The sequence below is a fragment of the Mesorhizobium sp. W016 genome, from assembly GCF_054719485.1.
The window spans coordinates 3,887,155-3,913,712 of the sequence record NZ_JBTTIF010000002.1 but is presented as its reverse complement, the minus strand read 5'-3'; the positions used below and the strand labels follow the sequence as shown (position 1 = coordinate 3,913,712).

Here is a 26,558-nt window from a genome sequence, read left to right as displayed (position 1 = left end):
ACAGGAATGGCCGCCGAACAGGGCGGCGTCAATCCTGCGACCTAAAAACATTTTAGGCTTGAAACAAATTTCGACTGGTGCGATCCTGCGCCTTGTTCAGCCATGGGCGCGAGGCAGACAGGGGCAGCCGAAAATGCTTGGGCCATCAGCGCATATCGACACATTCACGCGCGACAACCTGCCGCCGCCGGAGCAATGGCCGGAGTTTTTGCTCGACGGCTTCGACTATCCCGACCACATAAATGCCGGCGTCGAATTGACCGACAGGCTGGTCGAAAAAGGGTTCGGCGACCACACCGCGCTGATCGGCAATGGCCGCCGCCGCACCTACAAGGAACTGTCCGACTGGACCAACAGGCTCGCCCATGCCCTGGTCGAGAATTATGGCGTCAAGCCGGGCAACCGGGTGCTGATCCGCTCGGCCAACAACCCGGCCATGGTCGCCTGTTGGCTGGCCGCCACCAAGGTTGGCGCGGTGGTCGTCAACACCATGCCGATGCTGCGCGCCGGCGAACTCGCCAAGATCGTCGACAAGGCGGAAATCACGGTTGCGCTTTGCGATACAAGGCTGATGGACGAGATGACCGCCTGCGCCAAGGGCAGTGCGTATCTCAAGCAGGTCATTGGCTTCGACGGCACGGCCAACCATGACGCGGAACTCGACCGCGCCGCCCTCGACAAGCCGGTCACCTTCACTGCCGTCAACACCGGCCGCGACGATGTCGCCCTGCTCGGCTTCACCTCCGGCACCACCGGCGTGCCGAAGGCGACGATGCATTTCCACCGCGACCTGCTGATCGTCGCCGACGCCTATGCCCGCGAAATCCTGGAGGTGACGCCCGACGACATCTTCGTCGGCTCCCCGCCCCTTGCCTTTACCTTCGGTCTTGGCGGGCTCGCCATCTTCCCGCTGCGTTTCGGCGCCGCGGCGACGTTGCTGGAACAGGCGACGCCACCCAACATGATCCACATCATCGAGACCTACAAAGCGACCATTTCCTTCACCGCTCCAACCGCCTATCGGGCCATGCTCAAGGCCATGGATCAAGGCGCTGACCTGTCCTCGCTGCGCGTCGCGGTTTCGGCGGGCGAGACGCTGCCGGCGCCTGTCTTCGAGGAATGGACTGAGAAGACCGGCAAGCCGATCCTCGATGGGATCGGCGCCACCGAGATGCTGCATATCTTCATCTCCAACCGCTTCGACGACATGAAGCCGGCCTCCACCGGCAAACCAGTCGGCGGCTATCTGGCACGCATCGTCGATGACGAGATGCGGGAGTTGCCGCGCGGCTCTGCTGGCCGGCTGGCGGTGCGCGGCCCGACCGGCTGCCGCTACATGGCCGATGCCAGGCAAAAGGACTATGTCCGCGACGGCTGGAATCTCACCGGCGATACGTTCACGCAGGACGAGGATGGCTTCTTCCACTTCGCCGCGCGTTCCGACGACATGATCGTCAGCGCCGGCTACAACATCGCCGGCCCCGAGGTCGAAGCGGCGCTGCTCTCGCATCCCGACGTCGCCGAATGCGCGGTGACCGGCGCCGAGGACGATGAACGCGGCCAGATCGTCGAGGCGCATATCGTGCTTGTGCAAGGTGTTTCGCCGGACGCATTGACCGTCAAACGCCTGCAGGACCACGTCAAGGCAACGATCGCGCCCTACAAATATCCGCGTTCGGTGAAGTTCATCGACGCCTTGCCCAAAACCCAGACCGGCAAGATCCAGCGCTTCCGGTTGCGCGCGGAGAAGAGCAATTGATTAAGCCGCACGATCCGGCGTCCGATGGCGCGCAGATGTCGTTCAAGGAGCGGATGTCCTACAGCGACTATCTGCAGCTGGACAAGGTGCTCGATGCGCAGGCGCCGCTGTCTTCGGCCCATGACGAGATGCTGTTCATCATCCAGCATCAGACATCGGAATTGTGGATGAAGCTCGCTTTGCACGAGATCGGCGCCGCGATCCGCTCGATCCGCGCCGACCGCCTCGAACCGAGCTTCAAGATGCTGTCGCGCGTCGCGCGCATCTTCGAGCAGCTCAACAATGCCTGGGACGTGCTGCGCACGATGACGCCAAGCGAATACACCGAGTTTCGCGACGCGCTCGGCCAATCCTCGGGCTTCCAGTCGTGGCAGTACCGCGCCATCGAGTTCATGGCCGGCAACCGCAACCTAGCCATGCTCGGGCCGCACAAGCACCGGCGCGATCTTACGGACAGGCTGGAAGCGATCCTGGCCACGCCGTCGCTGTACGACGAGGCGCTTCTGCTTTTGGCGCGCAATGGCTTCGACATCGGCGCCGATGCCGGGCGCACGGACTGGCGCGAGACGCGCGGTGAGAACGAAGACGTGCTGGCTGCCTGGCAAACCGTCTACCGCGACCCGCAGCGCTACTGGATGCTCTACGAACTGGCCGAGAAGCTGGTCGACTTCGAGGATTACTTCCGCCGCTGGCGCTTCAACCACGTCACAACGGTCGAGCGCATCATCGGCTTGAAGCGCGGCACCGGCGGCACCTCAGGCGCCTCCTATCTGAAGAAGATGCTGGAGGTCGTGCTGTTTCCGGAGCTCTGGACGGTCCGCACCCGGCTCTAGAGCATTTCACCGTTTAACGGAAACGGCGAAATGCTCTAGCTCTTTGATTGACGCAATTTCGGACGGAAAACCGCTTCACACTTTTCCTGAAATTGCTCTGGTTTCTCACGTAACCGCGGTCTTCACCGCGAAGCGGGCGTCCTGCCAGGCGCCGGTGCGCAGAATATCCTCCAGGACTTCGACCGCCTGCCAGACATCGCCATATCCGACATAGAGCGGCGTGAAGCCGAAACGGATGGTCGACGGCGCCCGGAAATCGCCGATCACGCCGCGCTCGATCAGCGCGCGCATCACCTGATAGCCATGCGGATGGAGGAACGACACCTGGCTGCCGCGCTGGCTGCCGTCGCGAGGACTTTCCAGTTCAAGCCGGTAGGCGCCGCATCTGGCTTCGACGAGCTGGATAAACAGGTCGGTCAGCGCGATGCTTTTTCTGCGCACCGCCGCCATATCGACGTCGTTCCAGATATCGAGCGCGCCCTTGAGCGCCCGCATCGACAGCACCGGCTGCGTTCCGCACAGGAAGCGGCGAATGCCGCTGCCGACGGCAAAGCCCTGCTCGAAGGCAAAGGGCCGCGCATGGCCCCACCAGCCGCTGAGCGGCTGGTGGGCATCGTCATGGTGGCGCTCGGCCGCGTAGATGAAGGCTGGCGAGCCCGGGCCGCCATTGAGGTATTTGTAGGTGCAGCCGACGGCGAAATCGGCATTGGCACGGTCAAGTTCGACCGGCAAGGCGCCGGCCGTGTGGCAGAGATCCCAGATGATCAGCGCGCCGGCGTCATGTGCCTTGCGCGTCAGCGCCGCCATGTCGCGCAACTGGCCGGATTTGTAGTTGACGTGGTTGACCAGGATGACGGCAACGCTGTCGTCGATCAGCTCCTCGATTGCGGCCGCGTCGACGCCCTCCAGCCGCAGCCGCGTTCCCGGCCGGGTCGAGGCGACGCCTTCGGCCATGTAGAGGTCGGTCGGGAAACTGTCGCCCTCGGCAACGATGACCGACCGATCCGGCCGCATGCCGAGCGCTGCGTGCAGCAGCTTGTAGATGTTGATCGAGGTTGTGTCGCAGACCACCGTCTGCCCATCAGCCGCGCCGATCAGTCGCCCGAGCTGATCTCCGAGTTCCACCGGCATGTTGAACCAGCCGGCGGTGTTCCAGGCGCGAATGAGGTCGTGCGCCCATTCCTGCGTGGCGGCCTGCTGCAGTTCGCTGAAGACGACCGCTGACGCGGCGCCCAGGGAATTGCCGTCGAGATAAATCACGCCTTGCGGCAAGACAAAGCGTTCACGCATGGAGCGCAGCGGATCGGCGGCATCCATTGCTTCGATTGTAGCGAGATCGGGTGTCGTGCTCATGATCCGGCGCCCCTCCATGGACAAACGCGCGCGGCGGAGCCTGCCGCCCAAACATGCCGGTGATCTTGAGTGGTCGCCCTTGAACTGTCAAACATTATATATAATTCACCCATTGAAAGGCTTTGATATATAATGATCCGCCCGAGCGTTTATGTCTGATGGATCACGATGCTGGATGACGAGCAGACCTCGAAGACGGAAGTGGCCTATCGCCTGCTCAGGCGCGATATTCTTGCGACCCGGCTGGCGCCTGCCGCGCCGTTGAAGCTGAGCACGCTGCGCAACACCTACGGCATCGGCTGGACGCCGTTGCGCGAGGCGCTGTCGCGGCTGGAGGCGGAACGGCTTGTGACCGCCATCAGCAACCGCGGGTTTGCGGTCGCTCCCGTCTCTCGGGCGGAGCTCGAGGATTTGGCACGTGCGCGGCTGGTGGTCGAACTGCCCCTGCTGGTGGAATCGATCGAGAAGGGCGACCGTGAGTGGGAAGACGCGGTCGTTGCCGCCCACTATCGTCTCTCACGGTGCGGGTCTGTTCTCGACGATCCATCGGATGATGCGGTCGACGCGTGGTACGAAAAACACGATGCCTTCCATGCGGCGCTGCTCAGTGCCGCGACATCCAGCTGGCTGCTGCGCTTCAATGCAACGATTTCCGACCAATTGCATCGCCATCACCGCTTTCTGGGTCTGGCCCCGACGCTGCGCGCCGCCGCCGGCCGCACGGACGGACACCGGAAGGCCGTGGCGGCCCTGCGCGACGCCGTGGCGATCGAACACCATACCGCCCTGATGGAAGCGGCCCTCGATCGCGACGTCGAACGTGCGAAAACTCTGATGACCGCTCACATCGGCTACACGCTGCGGGTCTATGCCCAGAGAGAACCCCGCGCGGATGCTGCGCAGCCCCGTCCGAAAAGGAAGCGGCGATCGTAGCCGACGACGCAGGGCACTTTGTCTTCGTTTCACCCCGTTGCTGGCAACGGGGCGCAGGCGGCGCTCGCAGCGCCGAACGTTACGCTGAACAAAACGTCAACACATTCATTAAACTTTAAAAGGTTGCGGAACACAACTGGAACAGATAGTGTTTGTTCTGGGTTTGTTTTTTCTGATTCTGGTTTCAGAACCCTTGGGGGCCGCGATGCTGACGCGCAAACAACATGAGCTTCTGATGTTCATCCATGAACGCCTGAAGGAGAGCGGAATCCCGCCGTCCTTCGACGAGATGAAGGAAGCGCTCGACCTCGCCTCCAAGTCCGGCATCCACCGCCTGATCACGGCGCTTGAGGAGCGCGGTTTCATTCGCCGGCTGCCGAACCGGGCGCGCGCGCTGGAAGTGCTGCGGCTGCCCGACTCGATCGCACCAGGCCTCAATGCGGCGAGGAAGTTTTCGCCGAGCGTGATTCAGGGCAGTCTTGGTCAAACCGGCCAAGGGCAAGGCGGCCAAGGACAAGGCGCGATGGGCCAAGGCGGTCTCGGCCGCCAGATCAAGCCGGGCTCGCCGTCGCGTTCGATGTCGGCCGGCAATGACGATGCCGTTTCCGCGATTTCAATCCCGGTTATGGGACGCATCGCCGCCGGCGTGCCGATCGACGCCATCCAGCATCAGACCCATTCGATCTCGGTGCCGCCCGATATGATCATGGGCGGCGAACACTACGCGCTCGAGGTCAAGGGTGATTCGATGATCGAGGCCGGCATTTTCGATGGCGACACGGTCATCATCCGCAATGCCGACACAGCCAGCCCCGGCGAGATCGTGGTGGCGTTGGTCGACGATGAGGAAGCGACCCTGAAACGCTTCCGCCGCAAGGGCGCCTCGATCGCCCTGGAAGCCGCCAACCCGGCCTACGAGACCCGCATTTTTGGACCGGACAGGGTGAAGGTGCAGGGCAAGCTTGTCGGATTGATCCGGCGCTACTGAGCCGGCTTGGGTTTGTATTTTTCACGCTGGTTGTAAGGCGGCAGGCCGCGCGCTTCGCGGGAGAAGCGGCGTTGCTCGTGCCAGGGGCGATACGGCTTGTCGACGGCGAAGCGGATGGTTGGCGCTGCAGCTGCCGATTGCGGATCGAAGAAGACGGCGGCGCTGCCGTCGCGGGCCAGCTGTTTCTTCGTCACGACCAGCACCAGCGGGTCGCGGCACGGATTGTAGGCGGTGGCGTCATCGATGACGATCAGGCTCGCGAAGGCACAGGCCGGCCGCGCCGTCTTGCGGTCTTTCGCAAGCGCTACAATGGCTCCGGAAGGGTGCCGGGCGATACAGAGATCGCCCATGCAATAGAAGGGCGACCCGGGCGGCAGATCGAGCGGATCGAGATCGAACCGCGTATCTGTTGCCTCGAAAATCTCGGGCGGGATAATGGTTTCGGCCCGCAGCGCCCGTTTCCAATTGTCCGTGGTGAATTCGTTGGAGCGTTCGCGGTTGAGGGCGAGTTCGCCGCCACCTATCGGCATGGCCACCAGATGCGCGTCCTCGGATATGAGCACGTCGGGCGTAAGCACCTGCGGCACCGTCAACAGGCCGGCCAGCGCGAAAGGCACGGCCGCCAGCCTGAGCCAGGTGGTGGCCATGGTGGCGATGACGAGGGCGACCGCCACCAACAGCACCGAGCGGATGGAGATCAGCCCGACGGCGTCGACCGGCGAGCGCTCGGAAATCCAGGCCGATATAGCGATCATCGCCATCAGACCCTTGCCCATCACATAGAGGAGCGGCCCGTCGGCGCCGAACGGCATCGCCAGTGCGCTGAGCACGGCAAAGGGCATGACGATCAACGAAACAATCGGCATCACGGCCAGATTGGCGATCAGGCTGAGCGGCGACACACGCTGAAAATGCCAGATGGCGAACAGCAAGGTTGCACTGCCGGCGATGATCGAGGTCATGGCGAGGCCGCCCATGGCCAGCGCGAATTTTCGCGACAGGAAGCCGACGAAGGAGCGCTTTGCCAGCGGCGTTCTCACCTTGTCGGCGCGGTAATCGGCCCAGCCGGCATAGGCGCCGACAAGGGCGGCAGTGGCGGCAAACGACATCTGGAAGCTGGGACCGACCACCTCGTGCGGCGACACCAGGATGACGGCAATGGCGGAGATCGCCAGATTGCGCATGGTGAGTGCGGCGCGATCAAACAGCACGGCGACAAGCATGACCGCCAGCATGATGAAGCTGCGCTCGGCGGCAACCACGACGCCTGAAATAACGAGATAGGCGGCGATCGAGACAAGCGCTGCCGCGGCCGCATATTTCTTCACCGGCCGGCGCGAAGAGAAATCGGGAAACAGCGCAAAGGCGCCACGCAGCAACGCCATGATGGTGCCGGCAACCAGCGCCATGTGCAGGCCGGAGATGGAGATGATGTGGTAGATGCCGGTGCGCCGCATCGCTTCGTTGACCTCGTCCGGGATGCCGGCGCGCACCCCGACAATCAACGCCGCGGCAATCTCGCCTTCGGCGCCGCCGATCTTGCCCCTGATATGGTCGGCAATGTTTTCGCGCGCGCTCTCGATTGCCGAGGAGAGCCGCGCGGTCAGCGGCGGCGGTCCCTGCGTAGCAATGGTTTTCGGATTGCCGAGAAAGAAGCCGCTGCCGCCGATACCGGTGAAATAGCTGTCGAAGGAGAAATCGTAGCTCTCCGGCCGCACCGGACCGGTCGGCGGCAACAGCCTGGCATAGCCGGTGATCAGGGAGCCGGCGGTCATATCGGCGGGAACGGTCCGCGCCGAGAGCCTGACCCGCTCCGGGGCGTAGCGCAGCTTGGGGTAAGCGGTCGAAACCACGTCGAGCGTCAGCCTGATGCGCCCGCTCTCCATCTGTTCGAGACTGACGACGCGGCCGGTCAGCCGTGTCTGGATCTCGGAGCCGAGCATCTGCGTTCCGGCGCGCCAGGTCTCGACTTTGGCGGCGACGACGCCGAGCGCGCACAGCATCGCGGCCATGCAGAACAGATGCGTCCTCGGCCGCGATCGCGTGGCGACAGCGCAACATGTCGCCAGCACCACAATGGCGATTGGCTGCGCAAAGCCCGGCTCGCCGGCCAGCGAGAAGTAGACGATGACGCCGGCTGCCAGGAAAACCGGGACCAGCAGGAAGGCGACGCCCCGGTCGAGCTCCGTGTTGGCGGCCACGGCAAGGCTGCGGCGGAGCGCGGGCCATGACGGGCGGCGAAGCCGTCTGCGCAGTCGGGCGATAGATCCGGGCGCTGTGACTTGCGCCGGCAAGGCGTGACCGGGCAGCGCGGGCGCTATGCCGGGATGCGGCTCAGGCAGCGCGAGGGGCAGCGGCTCGGCATAGGGACTATCGGCAAACAGCGAGCGTTCGCTGACGCTTGCCTCGCCGCCTTCGCCTTCCTTCGTGCCCCGGCCACGTCCAGCCATCGGGTCTGCCCCTTGCGCCCCAGACCTCCTATGCTACATGAACGCGCAAAGTGCGAAAGTCCGTGCGGTCGCGTCCACCGCGCCGGAATTGACGATCACTCGCCAAGGACGCTCAATCCTCAATCATATCCCGGCCCTCCGCCCTCAGGCGAGCAAGCCCATCGTGCATTGCCTTCAATTGTTCCGGTGTATGACCCTGCCATTCAGCGAGCTCCCCCAGGATGAGCAACGGATCACGGGAGCGGTAGGATTTCGTCGGATTACCGGGAAATTTTTTATCGGTCAGGTTAGGGTCATCCATAAAAAACCCCGTCGGCTTTACGATGTAAATCCTTTGACGACCGTCACCCGTTGCAAGCTCTGCTCCCCAGATGGCGGCTTCCAGTGTCTGGGTGAAATAGATCCATGACAGTGGTTTACCTCTGAAATTGGAAGGGTGGCCGACGCTCAGCAGATCCCCGGGTTTCAAATCCGCCCGGGTACCATGGTAGAACGGATCACCCTCCGTATGGTCGGCGTTTCTGGTCATCGGTAGTCCTTCTTTCAATCATTCCTCCTTCGTGGCGAGGCCGGACCGCACACAGTTGCGGTGTTCACGATAATGATTGCAGAAAGGTCAATATGCGTGACCAAGCCAACGCTGTCACGGCGGCGTTGTGTCGGGCAGTGCCGCATCCGTGAAGAAATGTCCGCTCGTCAGAGGGGGCTACCACCGTCGCAGCGATGTTCCAGGCACTGTGACGGGCGCTGCAGCCGAATGAAACCCAGACATTGACGCTGCTGCCAAATGAGGTTGCGCGGAGGTGCGAACAGATTTTTGTGCTACAAGGCTCCACCGCCAGTTGACGCAACCGATAATTGCCGACGTGCCCCCGGCCTCATCCAGCCATCGGGTCTGCCCCTTGCGCCCCAGACCTCCTATGCTACATGAACGCGCAAAGCGCGAAAGTCCGCGCGATCACGCTCCGCTTTCCAAGGCTTCCCGAGAGTTCCATGTCCGACACGGTCGTCACCCGTTTTGCCCCCTCGCCCACCGGCTATCTGCATATCGGCGGCGCGCGCACGGCGCTGTTCAACTGGCTGTACGCCAAGCACACCGGCGGCACGATGGTGCTGCGCATCGAGGACACCGACCGCGAACGCTTCAACGAGGCGGCGACACAGGCCATTCTGGATGGGCTGACCTGGCTCGGCCTTTCCTGGGACGGTGAGGCCATATCGCAGTTCGAGCGCGCGCCGCGCCACCGTGAGGTGGCCGAGGAGCTGGTGCGCCTGGGCAAGGCCTATTACAGCTACGAGACGCCTGCCGAGCTCGAGGCGATGCGCGAGGCCGCACGCGCCAAGGGCCTGCCGCCGCGCTACAACGGCCAGTGGCGAGATCGTGCCCCCTCGGAGGCGCCTCCCGGCGTCAAGGGCGCCATCCGCATCAAGGCGCCGACCGAGGGCGAAACCGTGGTGCACGACCGTGTGCAGGGCGAGGTGCGCTTCCCCAACAAGGACCTCGACGATTTCATCATCCTGCGCTCGGACGGCAATCCGACCTACATGCATGCCGTCGTCGTCGACGACCATGACATGGGCGTCACCCACATCATCCGCGGCGACGACCATCTGACCAACGCCGCGCGCCAGACGGTGATCTACAACGCCATGGGCTGGGACGTCCCGTCGATGTCGCATATCCCGCTGATCCACGGCGCCGACGGCGCCAAGCTGTCGAAGCGGCACGGCGCACTCGGTGTCGAGGCTTATCGCGCCATGGGCTATCTGCCCGAGGCACTGCTCAACTATCTGGCAAGGCTCGGCTGGAGCCATGGCGACGACGAGATCATGTCGATCAAGGACATGATTTCGTGGTTCGACATCGGCGATGTCAACAAGGGTGCGGCGCGCTTCGACTTCGCCAAGCTCGAGTCAATCAACGGCGCGCATATGCGCAAGATGGCCGATACCGAGCTGTTCGACATTTTCGTCGCCACTCTGCCATACCTCGAAGGCGGATCTGCTATCGCCGCCCGTCTCGACGACGCCAGGAAGGCGCAGCTGCTGGCCGCCTTGCCTGGCCTGAAAGAGCGCGCCAAGACGCTGGTGGAACTGGCCGATGGCGCTGCCTTCCTGTTCGTCGAGCGGCCGCTGCCGATCGACGAGAAGGCGGCAGCACTGCTCAGTGCCGACGCGCGCGCGATCCTGCGCGGCGCACATGCCGCTTTGCAGACTGTTTCGGGCGATTGGTCGGCTGCCGCGGCTGAAGCCGCGGTGCGCAAGTTCGCAGCGGCCGGCGGCCACAAGCTCGGCGCCGTGGCCCAACCGCTCCGGGCGGCCCTTACCGGCCGCAGCACCTCGCCCGGCGTGTTCGACGTGCTTGCCGTGCTTGGCCGCGAGGAAAGCCTGGCGCGGATTGCGGATCAAATCGATTAGGAGCGAGCTGGCCCAAAAAGATTGGCATTGAAAGGCGGGTTTCGCAGTGCAACATTAGGCCTTGGCCCAATCTGGCACGCACTTCCTAAATGCGGTGGCGAGTTCGCGCATTCCGGTGATTTCGACGTGTCGTTTGCAGGAATTGCCTTGCCGGCATGAGGAAGATGAAGGAGTTTGAGAATGAGCGAAGCTGCGACGAGACTGGAAACCGGCAGCAAGACGACGCACCCGTCGACTGCCACGCTCGAACTGGCCGGCAAGACGCATGAATTCAAGGTGCGGAGCGGCTCGGTCGGGCCCGACGTCATCGACATCGGTGCGCTCTACAACACCACCGGCGCCTTCACCTACGATCCCGGCTTCACTTCGACGGCGAGCTGCGAGTCGGCGATAACCTTCATCGACGGCGATGCCGGCATCCTGCTTCACCGCGGCTATCCCATCGACCAGCTGGCCGAGCATGGCGACTTCCTCGAAGTCTGCTACCTCCTGCTCTACGGCGAACTGCCGACCAAGGCACAGAAGGACGATTTCGACTACCGGGTGACGCGCCACACCATGGTGCACGAGCAGATGTCGCGCTTCTTCACCGGCTTCCGCCGCGACGCGCATCCGATGGCTGTGATGTGCGGCGTGGTCGGCGCGCTGTCGGCCTTCTATCACGACTCCACCGACATTTCGGACCCGTATCAGCGCATGGTCGCCTCGATGCGGCTGATTGCCAAGATGCCGACGATTGCAGCCATGGCCTACAAATACCATATCGGCCAGCCCTTCATTTACCCGAAGAACGAGCTGAACTTCGCCGCCAACTTCCTGCATATGTGCTTTGCGGTGCCGTGCGAGGAATACAAGATCAATCCGGTGCTGGCGCGCGCCATGGAGCGCATCTTCATCCTGCACGCCGACCACGAACAGAACGCCTCGACCTCGACGGTGCGCCTTGCCGGCTCGTCGGGCGCCAATCCGTTCGCCTGCATTGCCGCCGGCATCGCCTGCCTGTGGGGCCCGGCGCATGGCGGCGCCAACGAAGCGGCGCTCAACATGCTGGGCGAGATCGGCCATGTCGACCACATCCCGGAATTCATCGCCCGCGCCAAGGACAAGAACGATCCGTTCCGGCTAATGGGCTTCGGCCATCGCGTCTACAAGAACTACGATCCTCGCGCGAAAATCATGCAGAAGACGGCGCATGAGGTGCTGGGCGAACTCGGCATCAAGGACGATCCGCTGCTCGACATCGCCATGGAGCTGGAAAAGATCGCGCTGACCGATTCCTACTTCATCGAGAAGAAGCTCTATCCGAACGTCGATTTCTATTCCGGCATCACGCTGAAGGCGCTGGGCTTCCCCACCACCATGTTCACCGTACTGTTCGCGGTCGCGCGCACCGTCGGCTGGATCGCGCAGTGGAAGGAAATGATCGAGGACCCGCACCAGAAGATCGGCCGCCCGCGCCAGCTCTATACCGGCGCCCCGGAACGCGACTACGTGCCGATTGCGAAAAGGTGAAAGAGAGTGAATGGTGAATGGTAAGTAGTGAATAGCAGGTAGTAAGTAGCAGCTTGATTATAGGCGAGAGCGCGTTAATCCTATTCACTATTCACTATTCACTATTCACTATTCACTATTCACTACGGCCTATTCGCTCTCCCGATGTGGCGAAGAACGACATCGGCGGCGATGTCGCCGGAGGGCCTGTCGGTGGCCATGCGTCTGGCAACCTCGCCAAAGCCGTCCTTTTGCCAGGCGCGGTAGGCGGTGTCTGAAAACAGTGCCTCGAGCTGCCGCGCCAGATAGTGCGGCCGCACATACTGGTTGTAGCTTTCCGGCACGACCGGCCGGTCGGCAATAAGGTTGGGCAAAGCAGCGCTCCACACCGTGATCAGGCTCTGCGCCATCAGCATGATCGGATCGAACTTGTAGCAAGAGATCATCGGTACACCCGACAACGCCAGTTCCAGCGACACCGTTCCTGACGCGATCAGCGCCGCATCGGCCTTGCCGAAGGCCTGCCACTTGCGCTCGGGATCGAGGATGACTTCCGGCTCCTGATCCCAGCGCGCCACCGATGTTTTGACCAGTTCGGCGACATGCGGCACCGTCGGCAGCAACAGCCGCAGCCGGTGGCCACGCGCGCGCAGCGCCGACACCGTCTCGCCGAACGGACCGATAAGCCGGCTCACCTCGCCGCGCCGCGACCCTGGCAGGACGAGCAGCGTCTTGACGTGATCGGCCGAGAGATCGCGTGGCTGGGCTTGCGCCCTGGCCGCGCCCAGCACGCCTGGATCATGCGTGAGGCGATGTCCGACGTAAGTGCCGGGCGGGCCGCCGAGACGGCTGAGCTCCTTTACCTCGAAAGGCAGGATGCACAGTATGTGGTCGACATACGGCTTCATCGCGGCCGCCCTACCCGGCCGCCACGCCCAGACGCTCGGGCAGACATAATGGACGATCGGGATCGACGGATCGGCGGCGCGGATCTTTTTGGCGACGCGCAGCGAGAAATCGGGGCTGTCGATGGTGATCAGACAGTCGGGTTTTTCGGCGGCAACAGCACTTGCCGTCTGGCTGATCCGCCGCATCAGGCGCGGCAAGTCACGGAGGATGGCGCTGAGCCCCATCAGCGCGATCTCGGCGCCGTCGAACAGCGGCGCCAGTCCGAGCGCCTGCAGATGCCGCCCGCCAGTGCCGACGAGTTGCACCTCGCGCCCGGTCATGCGCTTCAGCGCCTGCACGATGTCGGCGCCCAGCAGGTCGCCGGATTCTTCGCCGGCGACGATGGCAATCTTCAGCGGCTTCTCAGCTGCCATGGACAGACTCCGCAGCCGGCAGGCCGAACACGAACAGGCCGAGCGCATTGGCGCGCGCGACAACGGCGGGGCCTTCGAGGATGAGCGAACGGCCGGCTTCGACGGCAATGCCGGCCAGCCCCGCGGCATGCGCCGCCTCGACGGTCCGGGGGCCAATAGATGGCAGATCGGCACGCAATTCCTGGCCAGGCTTGGCGCATTTGACCAGGACACCGCGCGTCTTGCCGGCCAGCCTGCCATGGCCGCGCAACTGCTGCGTCCGCTCGAGCAGTCCGTGGGTGCCCTCGACGCCTTCCAGGGCAACAGTGCGGCCACCGATGGCAATTGCCGCCTGACCAATGTCGAGCGCGCCGATGGCCTTTGCCGCCGCGTGTGCCGCCTCGATATCGCGCCAGTCGGACTTTCGCGGCGCTGCTTTGGTCAGCGGCCCTTCGGCCGCGACGAGCCGGGGCACGACTTCATGCGCACCGACAACCTTGACGCCCCGTGCCTCCAGGCCGCGGGTCAATATCTTCAACAGCCCGTCATCGCCGCGGGCAAGCGCCATGGCGAGCGAGGGTATAAGTGCCAGTAGCCCAAGGTTCGGACGCATGTCGACCAACCGCGGCCTGCGCCTGATCTCGCCGGCAAGCACAAGATGGGTGATTCGCCGGCGCCTCAGCAACGCAACCAGCGAGCCGATGTCTTCCAGCGCAAGGCTTTCATGCTCATAGATTGTGAGGTCGGACTGACGGTCGGCCTGACCTTCGACCAGGATGATGACGGGCGGATGTCCGGCCTCCGCCAGGCCGGCGGCAACTTCGACCGGCAAGCTACCGCCGCCGGCAATGATGCCGACCCTGGAGTCCGGCGCAAGATCGAGGCCCGTTGAAGTGGCCTCAGCCTTCGTCATCGGCATCGTCGCCGTCGCCACCCTTAAGCGACGGGACGGCAAAATGCCGCTTGCCGCGACTGGTGATGAAATCAATGATTTTCATGGCCGTCGGCGACGACGCAAACTCGGCCTTGGCGAATTCGATGTTCTCGCCGACAGTGCGGGAGCGGTCGAAGATGGTCTTGTAAGCCTTGCGCAGCAGGTAGATTTCGGCGCGCGGCAACCCGGCGCGCTTCAGGCCGATTATGTTGAGTCCACGCAGGCTGGCGCGATTGCCCACCGCAATGGCGTAGGGAATGACATCGCCGACAAAAGCCGAGCAGCCGCCGAGAAAGGCGTTGTCACCAACACGCACGAACTGATGAACGGCGCTGAGGCCGCCAATATAGACGCTGTCACCGACCTCGCAATGGCCGCCCAGGGTCGCGCCATTGGCGAAGGTGGCGTTTTTACCGACGACGCAATCATGGGCAATGTGGGCATAGGCAAGGAAATTGCCGTTGTCGCCGACGGTCGTCTCGCCGCGGCTGGAATCGGTGCCGAGATGCATGGTCACGCCTTCGCGGATCGTGCAGTTCTGGCCGATGACCAAAGTGGTGCGGCCGCCCTTGTGCTTGGTGTTCTGCGGCGGTCCGCCCAGTGTCGCCATTGGATAGACCTTGGTCGCGGCGCCAATGGTTGTCGCGCCCAGCACCGAGACATGGCTGACCAGTTCGACGCGGTCACCGATCACGGCGTCAGCGCCGACATAGCAGAAAGGTCCTATTGCGGCGCCTTCGCCGATCTGCGCGCCGGCCTCGATGACGGCCGAGGGGTGGATTGAAGTCTGTATTTTCATGAGCATTTCGAACCGTCAGCCGGTAACCATCATTGCCGAGATCTCGGCTTCGGCGGCCTTTGTGCCCTCCACCATGGCCTCGCAGGCGAATTTGAGCAGGTTGCCGCGCATCTTGATTTTCTTGACGTGGATTTTCAACTGGTCGCCCGGGACGACCGGTTTGCGGAATTTCGCATTATCGATGGTCAGGAAATAGACCAGCGACGGCTTTTCCGTGTTGAGGTTACGGATGCAGATCGCGCCGGCGGTCTGCGCCATAGCCTCGACGATGAGCACGCCCGGCATCACCGGCTGATCCGGGAAATGGCCCTGGAAATGCGGCTCATTGATGGTCACGTTCTTGATGCCGATGGCAGAATCATTGCCGTCGATATCGATGATGCGGTCGATCATCAGGAAGGGATAGCGATGCGGCAAAAGCTTCATCAACCCCAATATATCGACCGCTTCGAGCGTCGCCGGCACCATCTCAGCTACTTCCCCCTTCGCCCTGCTTGCGCGTCCTGGCAAGCTTCCTCAGCATGGCGATCTCACGCATGGCTTCCGCCATCGGCTGCGCCGGATAGCCTCCCCAGATCTCGCCCGCCGGCACGTTGCTCATGAACCCGCTTCTTGCAGCAAGCTTGGCCCCTGATCCGATGGTCAAATGATCGGCAAGGCCAACGCCGCCCCCCATGGTGACACCGTCGCCGACGGTGACGGAGCCGGAAATACCAGAGAGCCCGGCAATAATGCAATTGCGGCCGATGCGAACGTTATGGGCGATCTGCACCAGATTGTCGATCTTGGTCCCCTGACCGATGACCGTATCCGACATGGCGCCGCGATCGACGGTCGTGTTCGAGCCGATTTCGACATCGTCCTGAATGATAACGCGGCCGACCTGCGGCACACGCTCAGGGCCTTTGGCGCCGCCGACAAAGCCGAAGCCGTCCTGGCCGATCCTGGCGCCGCCATGAATGATGACGCGGTTGCCGATCAGCGCGTACTGGACGCTGACACCTGGTCCGATATAGCCGTCGCGGCCGATCTGGCATGACGGACCGATAACGGCGTGGGGGGCAATGACCGTTCCGCTGCCGATGGAAGCACGCGGGCCGACGACGGCTCCGGCCTCGATGATCGCGCCTGCCTCGATATGCGCCGTGGTATCGACATGAGCTTGCGGCGAGACCCCGGTTTCGCTGGTCATCGGTCCCGGCGTAGCCGCTGTCGGGAACAGCAGCCGGCCGATCATGGCGAAGGCCTGCTGCGGGCGCGGATGCACCAGAACCGCAATGCCGGCCGGCGCCTTGCCGGCGAACTCGGCGGGACAAAACACGGCCGCCGCCTTCAGCGACTGCATCAGCGCGAAATTGCGCTTGCCGTCGACGAAGACGAGCGCACCCTCGCCGCCTTCGTTGGCTGGCGCCAACGCATCGATCGATATGTGGGCAAGATCGGAATCGACAAGCGATGCGCCGGTCAGATTCGCGACTTCGCCGGCCGTATACCGGCGTGATGGCGCGAAGAACACCGGATCGGTCATTCCAGAAGCAATATCCAGCTAGGTCGGATCAATTCTCTTCCGGACCCCAACGGCCCGGAAGCATCGTTACCCGCGCATCAGAAGCGGCTCGACATGCCGAAGTTGAATTCCTGCACGTCGTCGGTCTTTTCCTTCTTGACGGGCATCGCGTAGTCAATGCGGATCGGGCCGAAGGGCGACGACCACAACAAGCCGACACCAACCGAAGCGCGCAACGCTAGATCAGTTGAAGCTTGAGTAACCCCGGCGACGTTAATCTTGCTGCCATACAGTGTGGCGGCATCAGCAAACACGGCGCCGCGCACACCAAAGCTTTCCGGAATGACCGGTATCGGAAACTGAGCTTCCGCCGACGCATTGAAATAGGTGGTGCCGCCGAGGTGGTCACCCGTTGCAATATCCGCAGGACCGATGCCACCATACTCGAAGCCGCGGATCATGCGGTCGCTGCTCTGGAACTGATCGAAGATACGCAGGCCGTCACCGCCGAAGCCTTGGATATGGCCGGCGCCGCCTGAGATCAGGCCGACCAGATCCAGCTGTTCGGACAAGGTCTGGTAGACAGTGCCACGACCGGTAACCTTGACGAATTTGGCATCGCCACCAAGGCCGGCCACTTCCACGGTCGTGGTGGCGTAGATGCCTTCGTGCGGGCTCTTCATGTCGTCGATGGTGTTGTAGACCAGCCCAAGGCTGACCGACGACTTGATCCAAGGGCTTTCGTCAATTCCCTGGACGATCGCCGGAGATATCTTGCAGTCGGCGTCAGGAATCCCGTCGCCAGGTGCGTTGACCGGCGGGCCTACGACAATAGGATTGTTATCGCAACCGTCGTCGAGCTTGTACTTCTCCTGGGCGATATTGTACGCCAACTGTGTCGAGATGTTGTCGGTGATCGGCAGGCCGAAGCGCACCGTCGCACCCAGCGTCTCGCTGTCATAGTGGTCGTAGTTGCGCGTCTGCTGGAAGATGTCGAAGCCGGCAGCGATACGGCGCCCGAGGAAATAGGGCTCGGTGAAGGACAGGCTGTAGTCGCGCGAATTCTTGCCACCACCCGCCGAAACCTTGATGTACTGGCCGCGACCGAGGAAGTTGCGCTCCGCGACCGAACCTTCGACGGACGGACCCGCAGTATCGCCACCGGTCGAATATCCTGCGCCGACCGAGAACTCGCCGGTCGATTTCTCGACTACGTCAACCACGAGCACGACCTGGTCTGGCTCAGAACCCGGGACAGTCGAAACGTCGACTTTCTCAAAGTAATCTAGCTTTTCCAGCCGCTTCTTCGCGCGCTGGATGAGTACCTGGTTGAAGGCGTCGCCTTCGCTGACATCGAACTCACGACGAATGACATAGTCGCGCGTGCGGTCGTTGCCGCGGATTTCGATGCGCTCGATATAGGCCTTGGTGCCCTGGTCGATCGTATAGACGACCGAAATGGTGTGGTTCTCGAAGTTGCGATCACCGCGCGGTGTCACCTGGGCGAAGGCATAGCCCGAACCCGCGACCTTTTCGGTCAGCGCGATGATGGTGTCCTCGACATTCTTGGCGTTGTAGACGTCGCCCTTGTGGGTCTGAACCACCGATTCCAGCGCCTTCGAGTCGACTTCGGGAATGGTGCTCTCGACGCTGACGTCGCCGAACGTATAGCGGTCGCCTTCCTGGACGGTGATGGTAACGGTGTACTGGTTGGTCGTGTCGTCGAGCTCGCCGACGGCTGAGACCACCTGGAAGTCGGCATAGCCGTGATTGTAATAGAAGCGGCGCAGCGATTCCTGGTCGGCGCGGAGCTTGTCCTCGTCATAGACGTCGTCACGCAGCACGAAGGACAAGAAGCTCGAGCGCTTGGTTGCGATGACGTCGGACAGGCGGCGGCTCGAATAGGCGCTGTTGCCGACGAAATTGACAGCGGCGATCTTGGTGCGGCCGCCTTCGTTGATGTTGAAGACCACGTTCACGCGGTTGTCGCCGAGATCCATGATCTGCGTCGTGACAGCGGCGTCATCCCGGCCAATTCGCCTGTAGGCAGCCTTTACCGCCTCGACATCGGAGTCCAGCGTTGCCTGCGAGAACGTCCCGCGCGGCTTCAACTGCACGGCGACTGCCAGCGCGTTGTCCTTGAGCTTCTTGTTGCCCTGGAACAGAACCTGGTTGACGACCTGGTATTCGGCAACCTTGACTACCAGCGTCGAACCGACCTGATTGATCTGCACGTCCGAGAACAGCCCGGTGCCGAACAGCGCCTTGACCGCATCGTCGATATCGGCGCTGGAAAACGCCTTGCCCGGCTTGATCGTGATGTAGTTGCGGATGGTGTCGGCGTCGACACGCTGGTTGCCGCTGACCTCGACTCTCGAGACAACGGCTGCCTGCGCCGCAGATGTGGCAACGAACTGCACGGCGAGCGCACCTGGTACAACCAGAGCGGCGGACATAGCCACCGCGGACGCGGCGCTCAAAAATTTGGATGCTGCCTTCATCGGGCTTTTGTACCTTTTCTCGAAGTCCCCACGGCGAGAAAACCGGACGTGCGGTAATTTCTCCTACCGTATTAACCGGATTTTCCCTACACGCAAGGCTTCTGGTTAATTTGTAATTACTTAACCCTGATGCGTGGCTTTCGCGTCACGCATACTCCCGTGCATGGTAAACGGCGTCTCAACATTGCCGGTGCTGAAGCCAAATTTCTTCATGATTTCAGCACCCAAACAGATCGTTCCAGAAGACGAAGCCCATAAATCCCAGCACCAGAAAGAGGCCGGCCCGGTATCCCATTTCCATCATCCGCTCCGATACCGGACGCCGGAAAACGGCTTCGAGTGCGTAGAACAGGAGATGGCCGCCGTCGAGGGGGGGAATCGGCAAAAGGTTCAGAATTCCGATCCCGACCGACAGGCCGGCGACGAGTTGCACCAGCCATAGGAAGCCCAGCTTTGCCGCCTGCCCCGACATCTTGGCGATCTTGATCGGGCCGCCCAGCTGGCATTTGTCTTCGCGGCCGACAACGAATCGCTGCAGGAACTGGCCGGTGCGCTGAATGACGTGCCCCGTCTCCTCGACCGCGGCGCCGACTGCTCCGACAGGGCTGTAGGTGATCAGCCTGGGCTGGCCGACATCCTTGTTGTTGACGACGCCGATGACGGCCACCTTGACCTTGTTGCCCAGTGCGTCCAGCTGCTCCATCGGCTCCGGCGTCGCGACGACCGTGACCTCCTTGCCCTCGCGCAACATGGTGAAGGTGATGGCGTCGCCGCCGCGGCCCGAAACTAGGCGCTGGACGTCGGCGAAGGTCTCAACCTTGCTGCCGTCGACGGCGACGAATCGGTCGCCTGGCAAAATGCCGGCCCTTGCGGCTGGACTGCCGGCGGTGACCGCCGCCACCATCGGCTCAAACACAGGGCGGCCATAGAGGGAAAACAGCACGGCAAAGACGGCAATGGTCAAAAGGAAGTTGAACAGCGGGCCGGCCACCACCGTGGCGGCGCGTTTCCAGATGGGTTGCGTGTGGAAGGCGACCTTGCGTTCAGCGTCAGTCAGCGTTTCCAGATCTTCCGAACTCGGCTGGCTCGACGTGGCGCTCATGTCGCCGACGAATTTGACATAACCGCCGAGCGGTATGGCGCAGAGCTTCCAGCGCGTGCCGTGGCTGTCGTTGAAGCCGAGAAGTTCGGGGCCGAAGCCGATCGAAAAGGCCTTCACGCCAATGCCGCACCAGCGGCCGACCAGGTAATGGCCCATTTCGTGAATGAAGACGACCACGGTCAGCACGAACAGAAACGGCACCAGCGTGCCGAGGACAAAGCCTTCCGTGCTGAAAAACGCGTGAAGAATTTCGTTCAAGTCATGCCCTCAAATTCACCCGCGGCAAAAGGTGTCGCCGCGACTGTGACATCAATCCAGGCGAATCCGTGGCGTGCGCCATTTCTTCGCCGTGAAATATCACTCAAGCCGGAAACAGCCCCTGCGCCGGATGATCGGCGCCCGCCGAAATCCAGCCGATCACGTATAGGGCAAAAGCCGCCGCGACAAGCCCGTCCACCCTGTCCATGACACCGCCATGCCCGGGTATCAACGCGCTTGAATCCTTGCGGCCGTGGCGGCGCTTGACCCAGGATTCGAAGAGATCGCCAGCCTGGGCAACAATCGACAGCACCAGCGCAACCAAGGCGAGGACGCCAAGATTGCCGGCCCCGGCGGCGGCAGCCAGAAGCACGCCGGCGGCCACGCCGCCGACAGCGCCGCCAAGCGCGCCGCTCTGCGTCTTGCCGGGGGATATAGATGGCGCGAGCTTGGGCCCACCGACGGAGCGGCCGACGAAATAGGCGAAGATGTCGGTCGCCCAGACCACGGCGAACAGAAACAGGATTGCGACCAGGCCGGGATGGTCGCCGCCGCGCAGCAGCGCCAGCGATAAGCCGGACAAAGCCGCGTAGGCAAGACCGGCTGCATCCCATTGCGCCGCTCCACGCATACGGGCGCCGACAGCAGCGACCACAACCATGGCCAGGACAAGAGACAGAAGCCACGATGCCGGCACGCCTGCAACCAGGGCGACGACGAAAACCAGAAGCAGCGCTTCGGGAATGAAGCCGAGGGTCGCACCGGCCAAGGGGCGCGACATGCGCGCCCATTCATAGAAGATGACCGCCGATATCCCGGCGCAAAGCAGGCGGAACCACAGCCCTCCCAACCAGGTCAGGCCAAGCGCTATTGCGGCCAGCACCAGCGCCGAGACGATGCGAAGCTGAAGATTGTTCATCCCGCCGCCGATCACGAGGCAGCGACATCTTGAGCGGCAAGCCCGCCAAAACGGCGCTCGCGGCCAGCAAAATCGCGCAATGCGTCGGCCAGGTGTTCGCGGCTGAAGTCAGGCCAGTAGCAAGGCAGAAAAACCAGTTCGCTGTAGGCTGCCTGCCACAGAAGGAAGTTCGACAGCCGAAGCTCGCCACTGGTGCGGATGACCAGCTCCGGATCGGGAATGCCTGCGGTGTCGAGGGCGCCGGCAAAAGTGTCTGCCGTGATCGCCTCTGCGTCGATCTCGCCGCGCGCCACTGCGGCTGCGAGCTTGCGTGCCGTGCGCACGATCTCGTCGCGCCCGCCATAGTTGAAGGCGATGACCAAGGTCAGCGATTCATTGCGCGCAGTCAGCGATTCGGCCTCTTCGAGCAGGCCCCTGATGTCCGGCTGCAGCCCCGCCCTGTCACCGATGATCCTGACGCGCACGCCGTTCTGGTGCAGTTCGGCCAGATCGCGACGGATGAACAGCTTCAAAAGCCCCATCAGGTCGCTGACTTCGGCCTTGGGCCGCGACCAGTTTTCCGACGAAAAGGCGTAGACGGTCAGGAAGGAAATGCCGAGACCGGGCGCGGCGCGCACCGTCTTGCGCAGCGCTTCGACGCCGGCGCGATGGCCGGCAAGCCGCGGCATGCCGCGCGCCTTGGCCCAGCGTCCGTTTCCATCCATGATGATCGCGACATGCGCGGGCGTTGCCATTGTCTCGCTTTCGGGCCGGTGTGGGCCGACCCTAGACCTGCATGATTTCAGCTTCCTTATCGGAAAGCAGGTGATCGATGGTGCTGATCGTTTCGTCGGTCAGCTTCTGGACCTGATCGGAGCGCTTGCGCTGATCGTCCTCGCTGATGTCGCCGTCCTTTTCCGCCTTCTTCAAGAAGTCCATGCCGTCGCGACGGACATGGCGCACCGCAACGCGGGCGTTCTCGGCGTAGCCATGCGAAATCTTGACCAGTTCCTTGCGGCGCTGCTCGTTGAGCTCAGGCAGCGGAATTCTGAGATTGGTGCCGTCGACGATCGGATTGAAGCCGAGATTGGATTCTCTGATGGCACGGTCGACCGCGCCGACCATCGACTTGTCCCATACCGAAACCGAGATCATGCGCGGCTCCGGCACCGACACGTTCGCCACCTGGTTGATGGGCATGGTGGTGCCGTAGGCCTGGACCTGGATGGCGTCGAGCAGATTGCTGGAGGCACGGCCGGTGCGCAGCGAAGCCAGATCGTGCTTGAAGGCGGCGATCGCGCCATCCATGCGCCGCTTGAGGTCGTCGAACTCACCACTCATCTTAGTCTCCTCGACCCGTTTGATCCGGGTTCAGTGCTTAGGGCCTATATTCGGACCCGCTTTCGAAAACTGATCCCCTTTTTAGGAGAGTATACTCCGGGTCACTCGTCGGCGACGATCGTGCAACGGCCGCCGCCCCGCAGAATATCGCCGAAACCACCTTTTTCGTGGATCGAATAGACGATTATCGGGATGTTGTTTTCGCGCGCAAGTGCAATTGCGGCGGTATCCATGATCGAAAGGCCCTTGTTGATGACTTCGGCATGGCTGATGCGCTCGAAGCGGGTCGCATTCGGATCCTTCTTGGGATCGGCCGAATAGACGCCGTCGACCTGGGTGCCCTTGAACAACGCGTCGGCGCCGATCTCGGCGGCGCGCAAGGCCGCGGCCGAATCGGTGGTGAAGAACGGATTGCCGGTGCCGCCGGCGAAAATGACGACCTTGCCCTGGTTCATATAGGCGGTGGCCTGGCGCTGGGAAAAACTCTCGCAAAGTTCGGGCATGGCGATGGCCGACAGCACGACGGCATCGACGCCGATCTTGTTCAGCGAGGTGCGCAGCGCCAGCGAGTTGATGACGGTGGCCAGCATGCCCATGTGGTCGCCGGTGACGCGGTCGCCGCCCTTGGATGCCACCGCCACGCCGCGAAAGATATTGCCGCCGCCAATGACGACGCCGACCTCGATGCCAAGTGCGCGGGCTTCGGCGATGTCGGCGGCGATTCGGTCGACCACCGAGACATCGATGCCGAAATGCTGCTCGCCCATCAACGCTTCGCCCGACGCTTTCAGCAGGACACGTCGATAGAGGGGCTTTGCCGTCATCTGGACCTCGTCATTGTTGCGTGTGGCAGCCTGGGCAGGCCGCCCTCGCGCGGGCGCCGCCGCTGGCGCGATGCCGAGTTCCGATACACGAAGGGCGCCGCGATGTCACGCGGCGCCCCTCGCCCAATTCCGCCTTCCCGTCGCGGCCCGTCAGTTGCTGGTGATGCTGACGGCGTCGCCCTCGACCAGCAGCGGCGGCGCATAACCCAACGGCTTGTCGCCGGTCACGGCGCCGCCGGTAACCCGGGCTTGTATGTCGGACCCGAAATAGGCGTACGGGAATGGCGGCGGTGTCTTGCTGACCGTATCCAGCCGCGCGCGAAGCTCGGCGGGTAACGTGAAATCCAACGCCGCCAGATTGTCCTGCAACTGCGCCAGCTTGGTGGCGCCAAGAATCACGGTGGCGATGCCCGGTTGCGTTGCCACCCAGTTGAGCGCGACCTGCGCCATGCTGTGTCCGAGTTCGGCGGCCACTTTTTCGAGTTCCGCCACGATCGCCCAGTTGCGCTCGGTGAACTTCTGGAACCCCGGATGAGTGGTGTTGCGAAAGCCGTCGAGCCGGCCGACATGGCCGTCCTGCGCCGGCCGGTACTTGCCGCTGAGCAGCCCGCTGGCCAGCGGGCTCCACACCATGATTCCTGCGCCATGGCGGGTGCCGAAGGGCACGAACTCATTTTCGATCGAACGCTCCGCCAGCGAATATTCAAGCTGCAGGGCCGACACCGGCTCGTAGCCGCGCCACTCGGCGATCGTCTGCGCGCGGGCAGCATACCAGGCCGGCACATCGGACAGGCCGACATGGCGAATTTTGCCCGCACGCACGAGATCATCCATCGTGCGCATGACCTCCTCGGCCGGCGTCAGCCCGTCCCAGACATGCAGGAGGTAGAGGTCGATATAATCAGTGCCCAACCGCTTCAGGGAAGCGTCCACGGCGCGCAAGATGTTCTTGCGGCCATTGCCGCCGGCGTTCGGATTGCCGGGCTCCGCGTTGAAGGTGAATTTCGTGGCGATCACCGCTTTGTCGCGCAAGCCTCGCTCGGCGATGAATTCGCCGAGCCAGGTTTCGGCTGTGCCGCCGGTGTAGAGGTCGGCGGTGTCGAAGAAATTGCCGCCGGCCTCGACATAGGCGTCGACCATGGCGCGCGCGGTTTCCCTGTCCGCGCCCCAACCCCATTCGGTGCCAAAGGTCATGGTGCCCAGTGCCAGCCGGCTGACGCGCAGGCCGCTGTTGCCCAGTGTGTAATAGCTCATGGTCATGGTGTTTTTCCTATCCTGACTTTATTGACGCCGGCTCACTGGCCAGGCGTCATCTTGACCCAGGGATTGCCGCGCTCATGCGTGGCGCGGAAAACGAAGCCGTCGACTTTCCAGCCGGTCCCGGAGCGAACCAGATGGTGCTCGTAGGTGCCCCAGACTTCCCACAGCGGGTCGCCATTGCCTTCCATCCGGTTCCAGGCATAGCCGTTCGAAGAGACGGTCGCCGCGTCCGCCTCAAAGATCACCTGGTGATTGGTGCGCAGATGCAGGCTGGTCTTGCTGCCCCTGAGGTTGCCGGCCCAGGTACCGATCAGATCGTCGGAGGGGATGGTGGCGGCAGGCTGTCCTGACAGGCTGCTGAAGTCGACGGTGACACGGTCGGCGAAATAGGAGCGGGCAAGCTTCCAGTCCTGCGCATCGACGGCACGGTCGATGGCATCGGCGATGCGGATGACGGCGCGTTCGTCGGCGAGCGCGCGCCAACCGGACGGCTCGGCGCCGCCGGCATCAGCCGGCGCCAGAGCAAGGGCTGCGGCGAAGGTAGCGTGTTTCAAGGCATTCATCTCTCTTCTCCTTGTGCATTGGTGACGGCAATATGGGTCAGCCTGTCGGCATCGAGAACATTGAAGTGTTCGCAAGGACTATGCGATATCATGCATGAATGGATCGGGATCTGCTCAGTCATTTGCCTGTCATCGTCGCCGTTGCCCGACGCGGCGGCTTTGCGCTAGCTGCGGCCGAACTGGGCATGTCCCCATCCGCCGTCAGCCATGCGGTGCGCCTCGTGGAGGAGCGGATCGGCCAGCCGCTGTTTGCGCGCACCACGCGCAGCGTCTCGCTGACGGAAGCCGGCAAGGCGCTGGTGGAGACGGCAGCCCCTGCCCTCCAGGATATCGCCGACCGGATGGACCGCATCCGAGCCATCAAGGGCCGGCCCTCCGGCTTGCTCAGGTTGAACGTTCCCAACATCGCCGTTCCACTTGCCGTCACTCCCGTGGCCGCCGCGATGGCTGAACGCTATCCTGATGTGACCATCGAATTGCTCACCGACCAGGGGCTGGTGGACATTGTCGGCGAGGGTTTTGATGCCGGCATCCGGCTGGGCGAGATGATCGCACAGGACATGGTCACGGTCCGGCTGACGCCGCCATTCAACGCCGTGATCGTCGCCTCCCCCGCCTATGTCGGCCGGCATGGCCGTCCGCGCGGTGTGGCGGATCTTTCGGACCACAATTGCATCGGCTACCGGCTTGTGCGCTCCGGCGCACTCTATCGCTGGGACCTGACTGAGGACGGCAAGGATGTCGTGGCCGAGACGAAGGGTACGGTCATCGTCACCGATTCGCTGGCCGCGATCGACCTTGCGCTTGCCGGCGTCGGGCTGACCTATGTGTTCGAGCCGCTGGTGCGCGCGGAATTGGCCGCCGGCCGCCTCGTTCAGATCCTGCCGCAAACGGCGATCGAGGAGCCCGGCCTCTTCCTTTACTTCCCGCGCAGGGCGTCGACGGCGCCAAAGCTCAGGGCCTTCATCGACACCGCACAAGAAATCGGCCGAGCATCCTTGCGGACACCCGGCCGAGTTGCCTGAGCTGAGAAGCCCTTTTCGGG

At 63.0% G+C, this 26,558-nt stretch carries 23 protein-coding genes; 7 read left to right on the top strand and 16 right to left on the bottom strand.

Annotated features, from left to right (window positions below):
* Window positions 1–133: 133 nt before the first annotated feature.
* Together ACYG9V_RS19440 and kynA are read left to right on the top strand one after the other, a co-directional pair.
* Window positions 134–1,759, top strand: coding sequence for an AMP-binding protein (locus ACYG9V_RS19440; protein WP_352764627.1), 1,626 nt, complete (start codon window positions 134–136; stop codon window positions 1,757–1,759).
* Window positions 1,756–2,592, top strand: a complete 837-nt coding sequence (gene kynA, locus ACYG9V_RS19435) for a tryptophan 2,3-dioxygenase (protein ID WP_031196583.1) — start codon at window positions 1,756–1,758, stop codon at window positions 2,590–2,592. The genes ACYG9V_RS19440 and kynA overlap by 4 nt, the downstream gene beginning before the upstream one ends.
* Before the next feature lie 105 nt (window positions 2,593–2,697).
* Here kynA and kynU read toward each other — a convergent pair whose 3' ends face one another.
* Window positions 2,698–3,945 (bottom strand): kynureninase, encoded by a 1,248-nt coding sequence (kynU, locus tag ACYG9V_RS19430; protein ID WP_023684705.1) that lies wholly within the window; start codon window positions 3,943–3,945, stop codon window positions 2,698–2,700.
* Between the two features lie 168 nt (window positions 3,946–4,113).
* On the opposite strand from kynU, the gene ACYG9V_RS19425 reads away from it, so the two are divergent.
* The gene (locus ACYG9V_RS19425) at window positions 4,114–4,878 is read left to right on the top strand and encodes a GntR family transcriptional regulator (RefSeq protein ID WP_023684704.1); all 765 of its coding nucleotides are present in this window, start codon (window positions 4,114–4,116) and stop codon (window positions 4,876–4,878) included.
* Window positions 4,879–5,083: 205 nt separating this feature from the next.
* Entirely contained in the window at window positions 5,084–5,866 is a 783-nt protein-coding gene (gene lexA / locus ACYG9V_RS19420) for a transcriptional repressor LexA (protein WP_023724387.1), read from the top strand.
* Here lexA and ACYG9V_RS19415 read toward each other — a convergent pair.
* Both ACYG9V_RS19415 and arr read right to left on the bottom strand, forming a co-directional pair.
* The gene (locus tag ACYG9V_RS19415) at window positions 5,860–8,316 is read right to left on the bottom strand and encodes a ComEC/Rec2 family competence protein (protein WP_352764622.1); all 2,457 of its coding nucleotides are present in this window, start codon (window positions 8,314–8,316) and stop codon (window positions 5,860–5,862) included. The genes lexA and ACYG9V_RS19415 overlap by 7 nt on opposite strands.
* A gap of 112 nt (window positions 8,317–8,428) precedes the next feature.
* Window positions 8,429–8,845 (bottom strand): NAD(+)--rifampin ADP-ribosyltransferase, encoded by a 417-nt coding sequence (arr, locus tag ACYG9V_RS19410; RefSeq protein WP_023696562.1) that lies wholly within the window; start codon window positions 8,843–8,845, stop codon window positions 8,429–8,431.
* A gap of 464 nt (window positions 8,846–9,309) precedes the next feature.
* Here arr and gltX point away from each other — a divergent pair, with 464 nt between their 5' ends.
* Together gltX and gltA are read left to right on the top strand one after the other, a co-directional pair.
* Window positions 9,310–10,734, top strand: a complete 1,425-nt coding sequence (gltX, locus tag ACYG9V_RS19405; RefSeq protein ID WP_023706238.1) for a glutamate--tRNA ligase — start codon at window positions 9,310–9,312, stop codon at window positions 10,732–10,734.
* A gap of 180 nt (window positions 10,735–10,914) precedes the next feature.
* The gene (gene gltA, locus ACYG9V_RS19400) at window positions 10,915–12,246 is read left to right on the top strand and encodes a citrate synthase (protein ID WP_023671037.1); all 1,332 of its coding nucleotides are present in this window, start codon (window positions 10,915–10,917) and stop codon (window positions 12,244–12,246) included.
* A 122-nt stretch (window positions 12,247–12,368) separates the two neighbouring features.
* Here the strand turns inward: gltA and lpxB are convergent, their stop codons facing one another.
* From lpxB to ACYG9V_RS19335, 13 genes are all read right to left on the bottom strand, one after another.
* The gene (gene lpxB, locus ACYG9V_RS19395; protein ID WP_023684699.1) at window positions 12,369–13,547 is read right to left on the bottom strand and encodes a lipid-A-disaccharide synthase; all 1,179 of its coding nucleotides are present in this window, start codon (window positions 13,545–13,547) and stop codon (window positions 12,369–12,371) included.
* Complete coding sequence (locus ACYG9V_RS19390) at window positions 13,537–14,439, bottom strand: LpxI family protein (RefSeq protein ID WP_352764619.1); 903 nt, start codon at window positions 14,437–14,439, stop codon at window positions 13,537–13,539. The genes lpxB and ACYG9V_RS19390 overlap by 11 nt, the downstream gene beginning before the upstream one ends.
* Entirely contained in the window at window positions 14,426–15,259 is an 834-nt protein-coding gene (gene lpxA, locus ACYG9V_RS19385) for an acyl-ACP--UDP-N-acetylglucosamine O-acyltransferase (RefSeq protein ID WP_023706235.1), read from the bottom strand. The genes ACYG9V_RS19390 and lpxA overlap by 14 nt, the downstream gene beginning before the upstream one ends.
* Window positions 15,260–15,274: 15 nt before the next feature.
* On the bottom strand, window positions 15,275–15,727 hold the full coding sequence (gene fabZ / locus ACYG9V_RS19380) for a 3-hydroxyacyl-ACP dehydratase FabZ (protein WP_023671033.1): 453 nt from the start codon (window positions 15,725–15,727) through the stop codon (window positions 15,275–15,277).
* Between the two features lies 1 nt (window position 15,728).
* Window positions 15,729–16,787, bottom strand: a complete 1,059-nt coding sequence (gene lpxD, locus ACYG9V_RS19375) for a UDP-3-O-(3-hydroxymyristoyl)glucosamine N-acyltransferase (RefSeq protein WP_023671032.1) — start codon at window positions 16,785–16,787, stop codon at window positions 15,729–15,731.
* Window positions 16,788–16,864: 77 nt separating this feature from the next.
* Complete coding sequence (bamA, locus tag ACYG9V_RS19370) at window positions 16,865–19,267, bottom strand: outer membrane protein assembly factor BamA (RefSeq protein ID WP_352764616.1); 2,403 nt, start codon at window positions 19,265–19,267, stop codon at window positions 16,865–16,867.
* Between the two features lie 217 nt (window positions 19,268–19,484).
* Window positions 19,485–20,627 (bottom strand): RIP metalloprotease RseP, encoded by a 1,143-nt coding sequence (gene rseP, locus ACYG9V_RS19365; protein ID WP_023684693.1) that lies wholly within the window; start codon window positions 20,625–20,627, stop codon window positions 19,485–19,487.
* A 103-nt stretch (window positions 20,628–20,730) separates the two neighbouring features.
* Entirely contained in the window at window positions 20,731–21,546 is an 816-nt protein-coding gene (locus ACYG9V_RS19360; RefSeq protein ID WP_023696555.1) for a phosphatidate cytidylyltransferase, read from the bottom strand.
* Window positions 21,547–21,557: 11 nt separating this feature from the next.
* Entirely contained in the window at window positions 21,558–22,280 is a 723-nt protein-coding gene (locus tag ACYG9V_RS19355) for an isoprenyl transferase (protein ID WP_023748403.1), read from the bottom strand.
* Between the two features lie 31 nt (window positions 22,281–22,311).
* Complete coding sequence (gene frr / locus ACYG9V_RS19350) at window positions 22,312–22,866, bottom strand: ribosome recycling factor (protein WP_023671027.1); 555 nt, start codon at window positions 22,864–22,866, stop codon at window positions 22,312–22,314.
* 101 nt (window positions 22,867–22,967) lie between these two features.
* On the bottom strand, window positions 22,968–23,690 hold the full coding sequence (gene pyrH, locus ACYG9V_RS19345; RefSeq protein WP_023671026.1) for a UMP kinase: 723 nt from the start codon (window positions 23,688–23,690) through the stop codon (window positions 22,968–22,970).
* A gap of 150 nt (window positions 23,691–23,840) precedes the next feature.
* Window positions 23,841–24,950: an aldo/keto reductase gene (locus tag ACYG9V_RS19340; protein WP_352462296.1), complete on the bottom strand. Its 1,110-nt coding sequence runs from the start codon at window positions 24,948–24,950 to the stop codon at window positions 23,841–23,843.
* A gap of 35 nt (window positions 24,951–24,985) precedes the next feature.
* The gene (locus ACYG9V_RS19335) at window positions 24,986–25,513 is read right to left on the bottom strand and encodes a nuclear transport factor 2 family protein (RefSeq protein ID WP_023826963.1); all 528 of its coding nucleotides are present in this window, start codon (window positions 25,511–25,513) and stop codon (window positions 24,986–24,988) included.
* A gap of 98 nt (window positions 25,514–25,611) precedes the next feature.
* On the opposite strand from ACYG9V_RS19335, the gene ACYG9V_RS19330 reads away from it, so the two are divergent.
* Window positions 25,612–26,538 carry a LysR family transcriptional regulator gene (locus ACYG9V_RS19330; RefSeq protein WP_023754872.1) on the top strand — a complete coding sequence of 309 codons (927 nt, stop codon included), beginning with the start codon at window positions 25,612–25,614 and terminating at the stop codon, window positions 26,536–26,538.
* Window positions 26,539–26,558 lie beyond the last annotated feature (20 nt).

What these genes read in the sequence shown, in the direction of transcription:
- ACYG9V_RS19340 (WP_352462296.1), bottom strand. Translation starts at nt 24,950, where the DNA reads ATGACCATGAGCTATTACACACTGGGCAACAGCGGCCTGCGCGTCAGC.
- bamA (WP_352764616.1), bottom strand. Translation starts at nt 19,267, where the DNA reads ATGAAGGCAGCATCCAAATTTTTGAGCGCCGCGTCCGCGGTGGCTATG.
- frr (WP_023671027.1), bottom strand. Translation starts at nt 22,866, where the DNA reads ATGAGTGGTGAGTTCGACGACCTCAAGCGGCGCATGGATGGCGCGATC.
- gltX (WP_023706238.1), top strand. Translation starts at nt 9,310, where the DNA reads ATGTCCGACACGGTCGTCACCCGTTTTGCCCCCTCGCCCACCGGCTAT.
- ACYG9V_RS19335 (WP_023826963.1), bottom strand. Translation starts at nt 25,513, where the DNA reads ATGAATGCCTTGAAACACGCTACCTTCGCCGCAGCCCTTGCTCTGGCG.
- ACYG9V_RS19390 (WP_352764619.1), bottom strand. Translation starts at nt 14,439, where the DNA reads ATGACGAAGGCTGAGGCCACTTCAACGGGCCTCGATCTTGCGCCGGAC.
- lpxD (WP_023671032.1), bottom strand. Translation starts at nt 16,787, where the DNA reads ATGACCGATCCGGTGTTCTTCGCGCCATCACGCCGGTATACGGCCGGC.
- gltA (WP_023671037.1), top strand. Translation starts at nt 10,915, where the DNA reads ATGAGCGAAGCTGCGACGAGACTGGAAACCGGCAGCAAGACGACGCAC.
- ACYG9V_RS19355 (WP_023748403.1), bottom strand. Translation starts at nt 22,280, where the DNA reads ATGGCAACGCCCGCGCATGTCGCGATCATCATGGATGGAAACGGACGC.
- kynU (WP_023684705.1), bottom strand. Translation starts at nt 3,945, where the DNA reads ATGAGCACGACACCCGATCTCGCTACAATCGAAGCAATGGATGCCGCC.
- ACYG9V_RS19330 (WP_023754872.1), top strand. Translation starts at nt 25,612, where the DNA reads ATGGATCGGGATCTGCTCAGTCATTTGCCTGTCATCGTCGCCGTTGCC.
- arr (WP_023696562.1), bottom strand. Translation starts at nt 8,845, where the DNA reads ATGACCAGAAACGCCGACCATACGGAGGGTGATCCGTTCTACCATGGT.
- ACYG9V_RS19360 (WP_023696555.1), bottom strand. Translation starts at nt 21,546, where the DNA reads ATGAACAATCTTCAGCTTCGCATCGTCTCGGCGCTGGTGCTGGCCGCA.
- fabZ (WP_023671033.1), bottom strand. Translation starts at nt 15,727, where the DNA reads ATGGTGCCGGCGACGCTCGAAGCGGTCGATATATTGGGGTTGATGAAG.
- lexA (WP_023724387.1), top strand. Translation starts at nt 5,084, where the DNA reads ATGCTGACGCGCAAACAACATGAGCTTCTGATGTTCATCCATGAACGC.
- lpxB (WP_023684699.1), bottom strand. Translation starts at nt 13,547, where the DNA reads ATGGCAGCTGAGAAGCCGCTGAAGATTGCCATCGTCGCCGGCGAAGAA.
- pyrH (WP_023671026.1), bottom strand. Translation starts at nt 23,690, where the DNA reads ATGACGGCAAAGCCCCTCTATCGACGTGTCCTGCTGAAAGCGTCGGGC.
- ACYG9V_RS19440 (WP_352764627.1), top strand. Translation starts at nt 134, where the DNA reads ATGCTTGGGCCATCAGCGCATATCGACACATTCACGCGCGACAACCTG.
- ACYG9V_RS19415 (WP_352764622.1), bottom strand. Translation starts at nt 8,316, where the DNA reads ATGGCTGGACGTGGCCGGGGCACGAAGGAAGGCGAAGGCGGCGAGGCA.
- lpxA (WP_023706235.1), bottom strand. Translation starts at nt 15,259, where the DNA reads ATGAAAATACAGACTTCAATCCACCCCTCGGCCGTCATCGAGGCCGGC.
- ACYG9V_RS19425 (WP_023684704.1), top strand. Translation starts at nt 4,114, where the DNA reads ATGCTGGATGACGAGCAGACCTCGAAGACGGAAGTGGCCTATCGCCTG.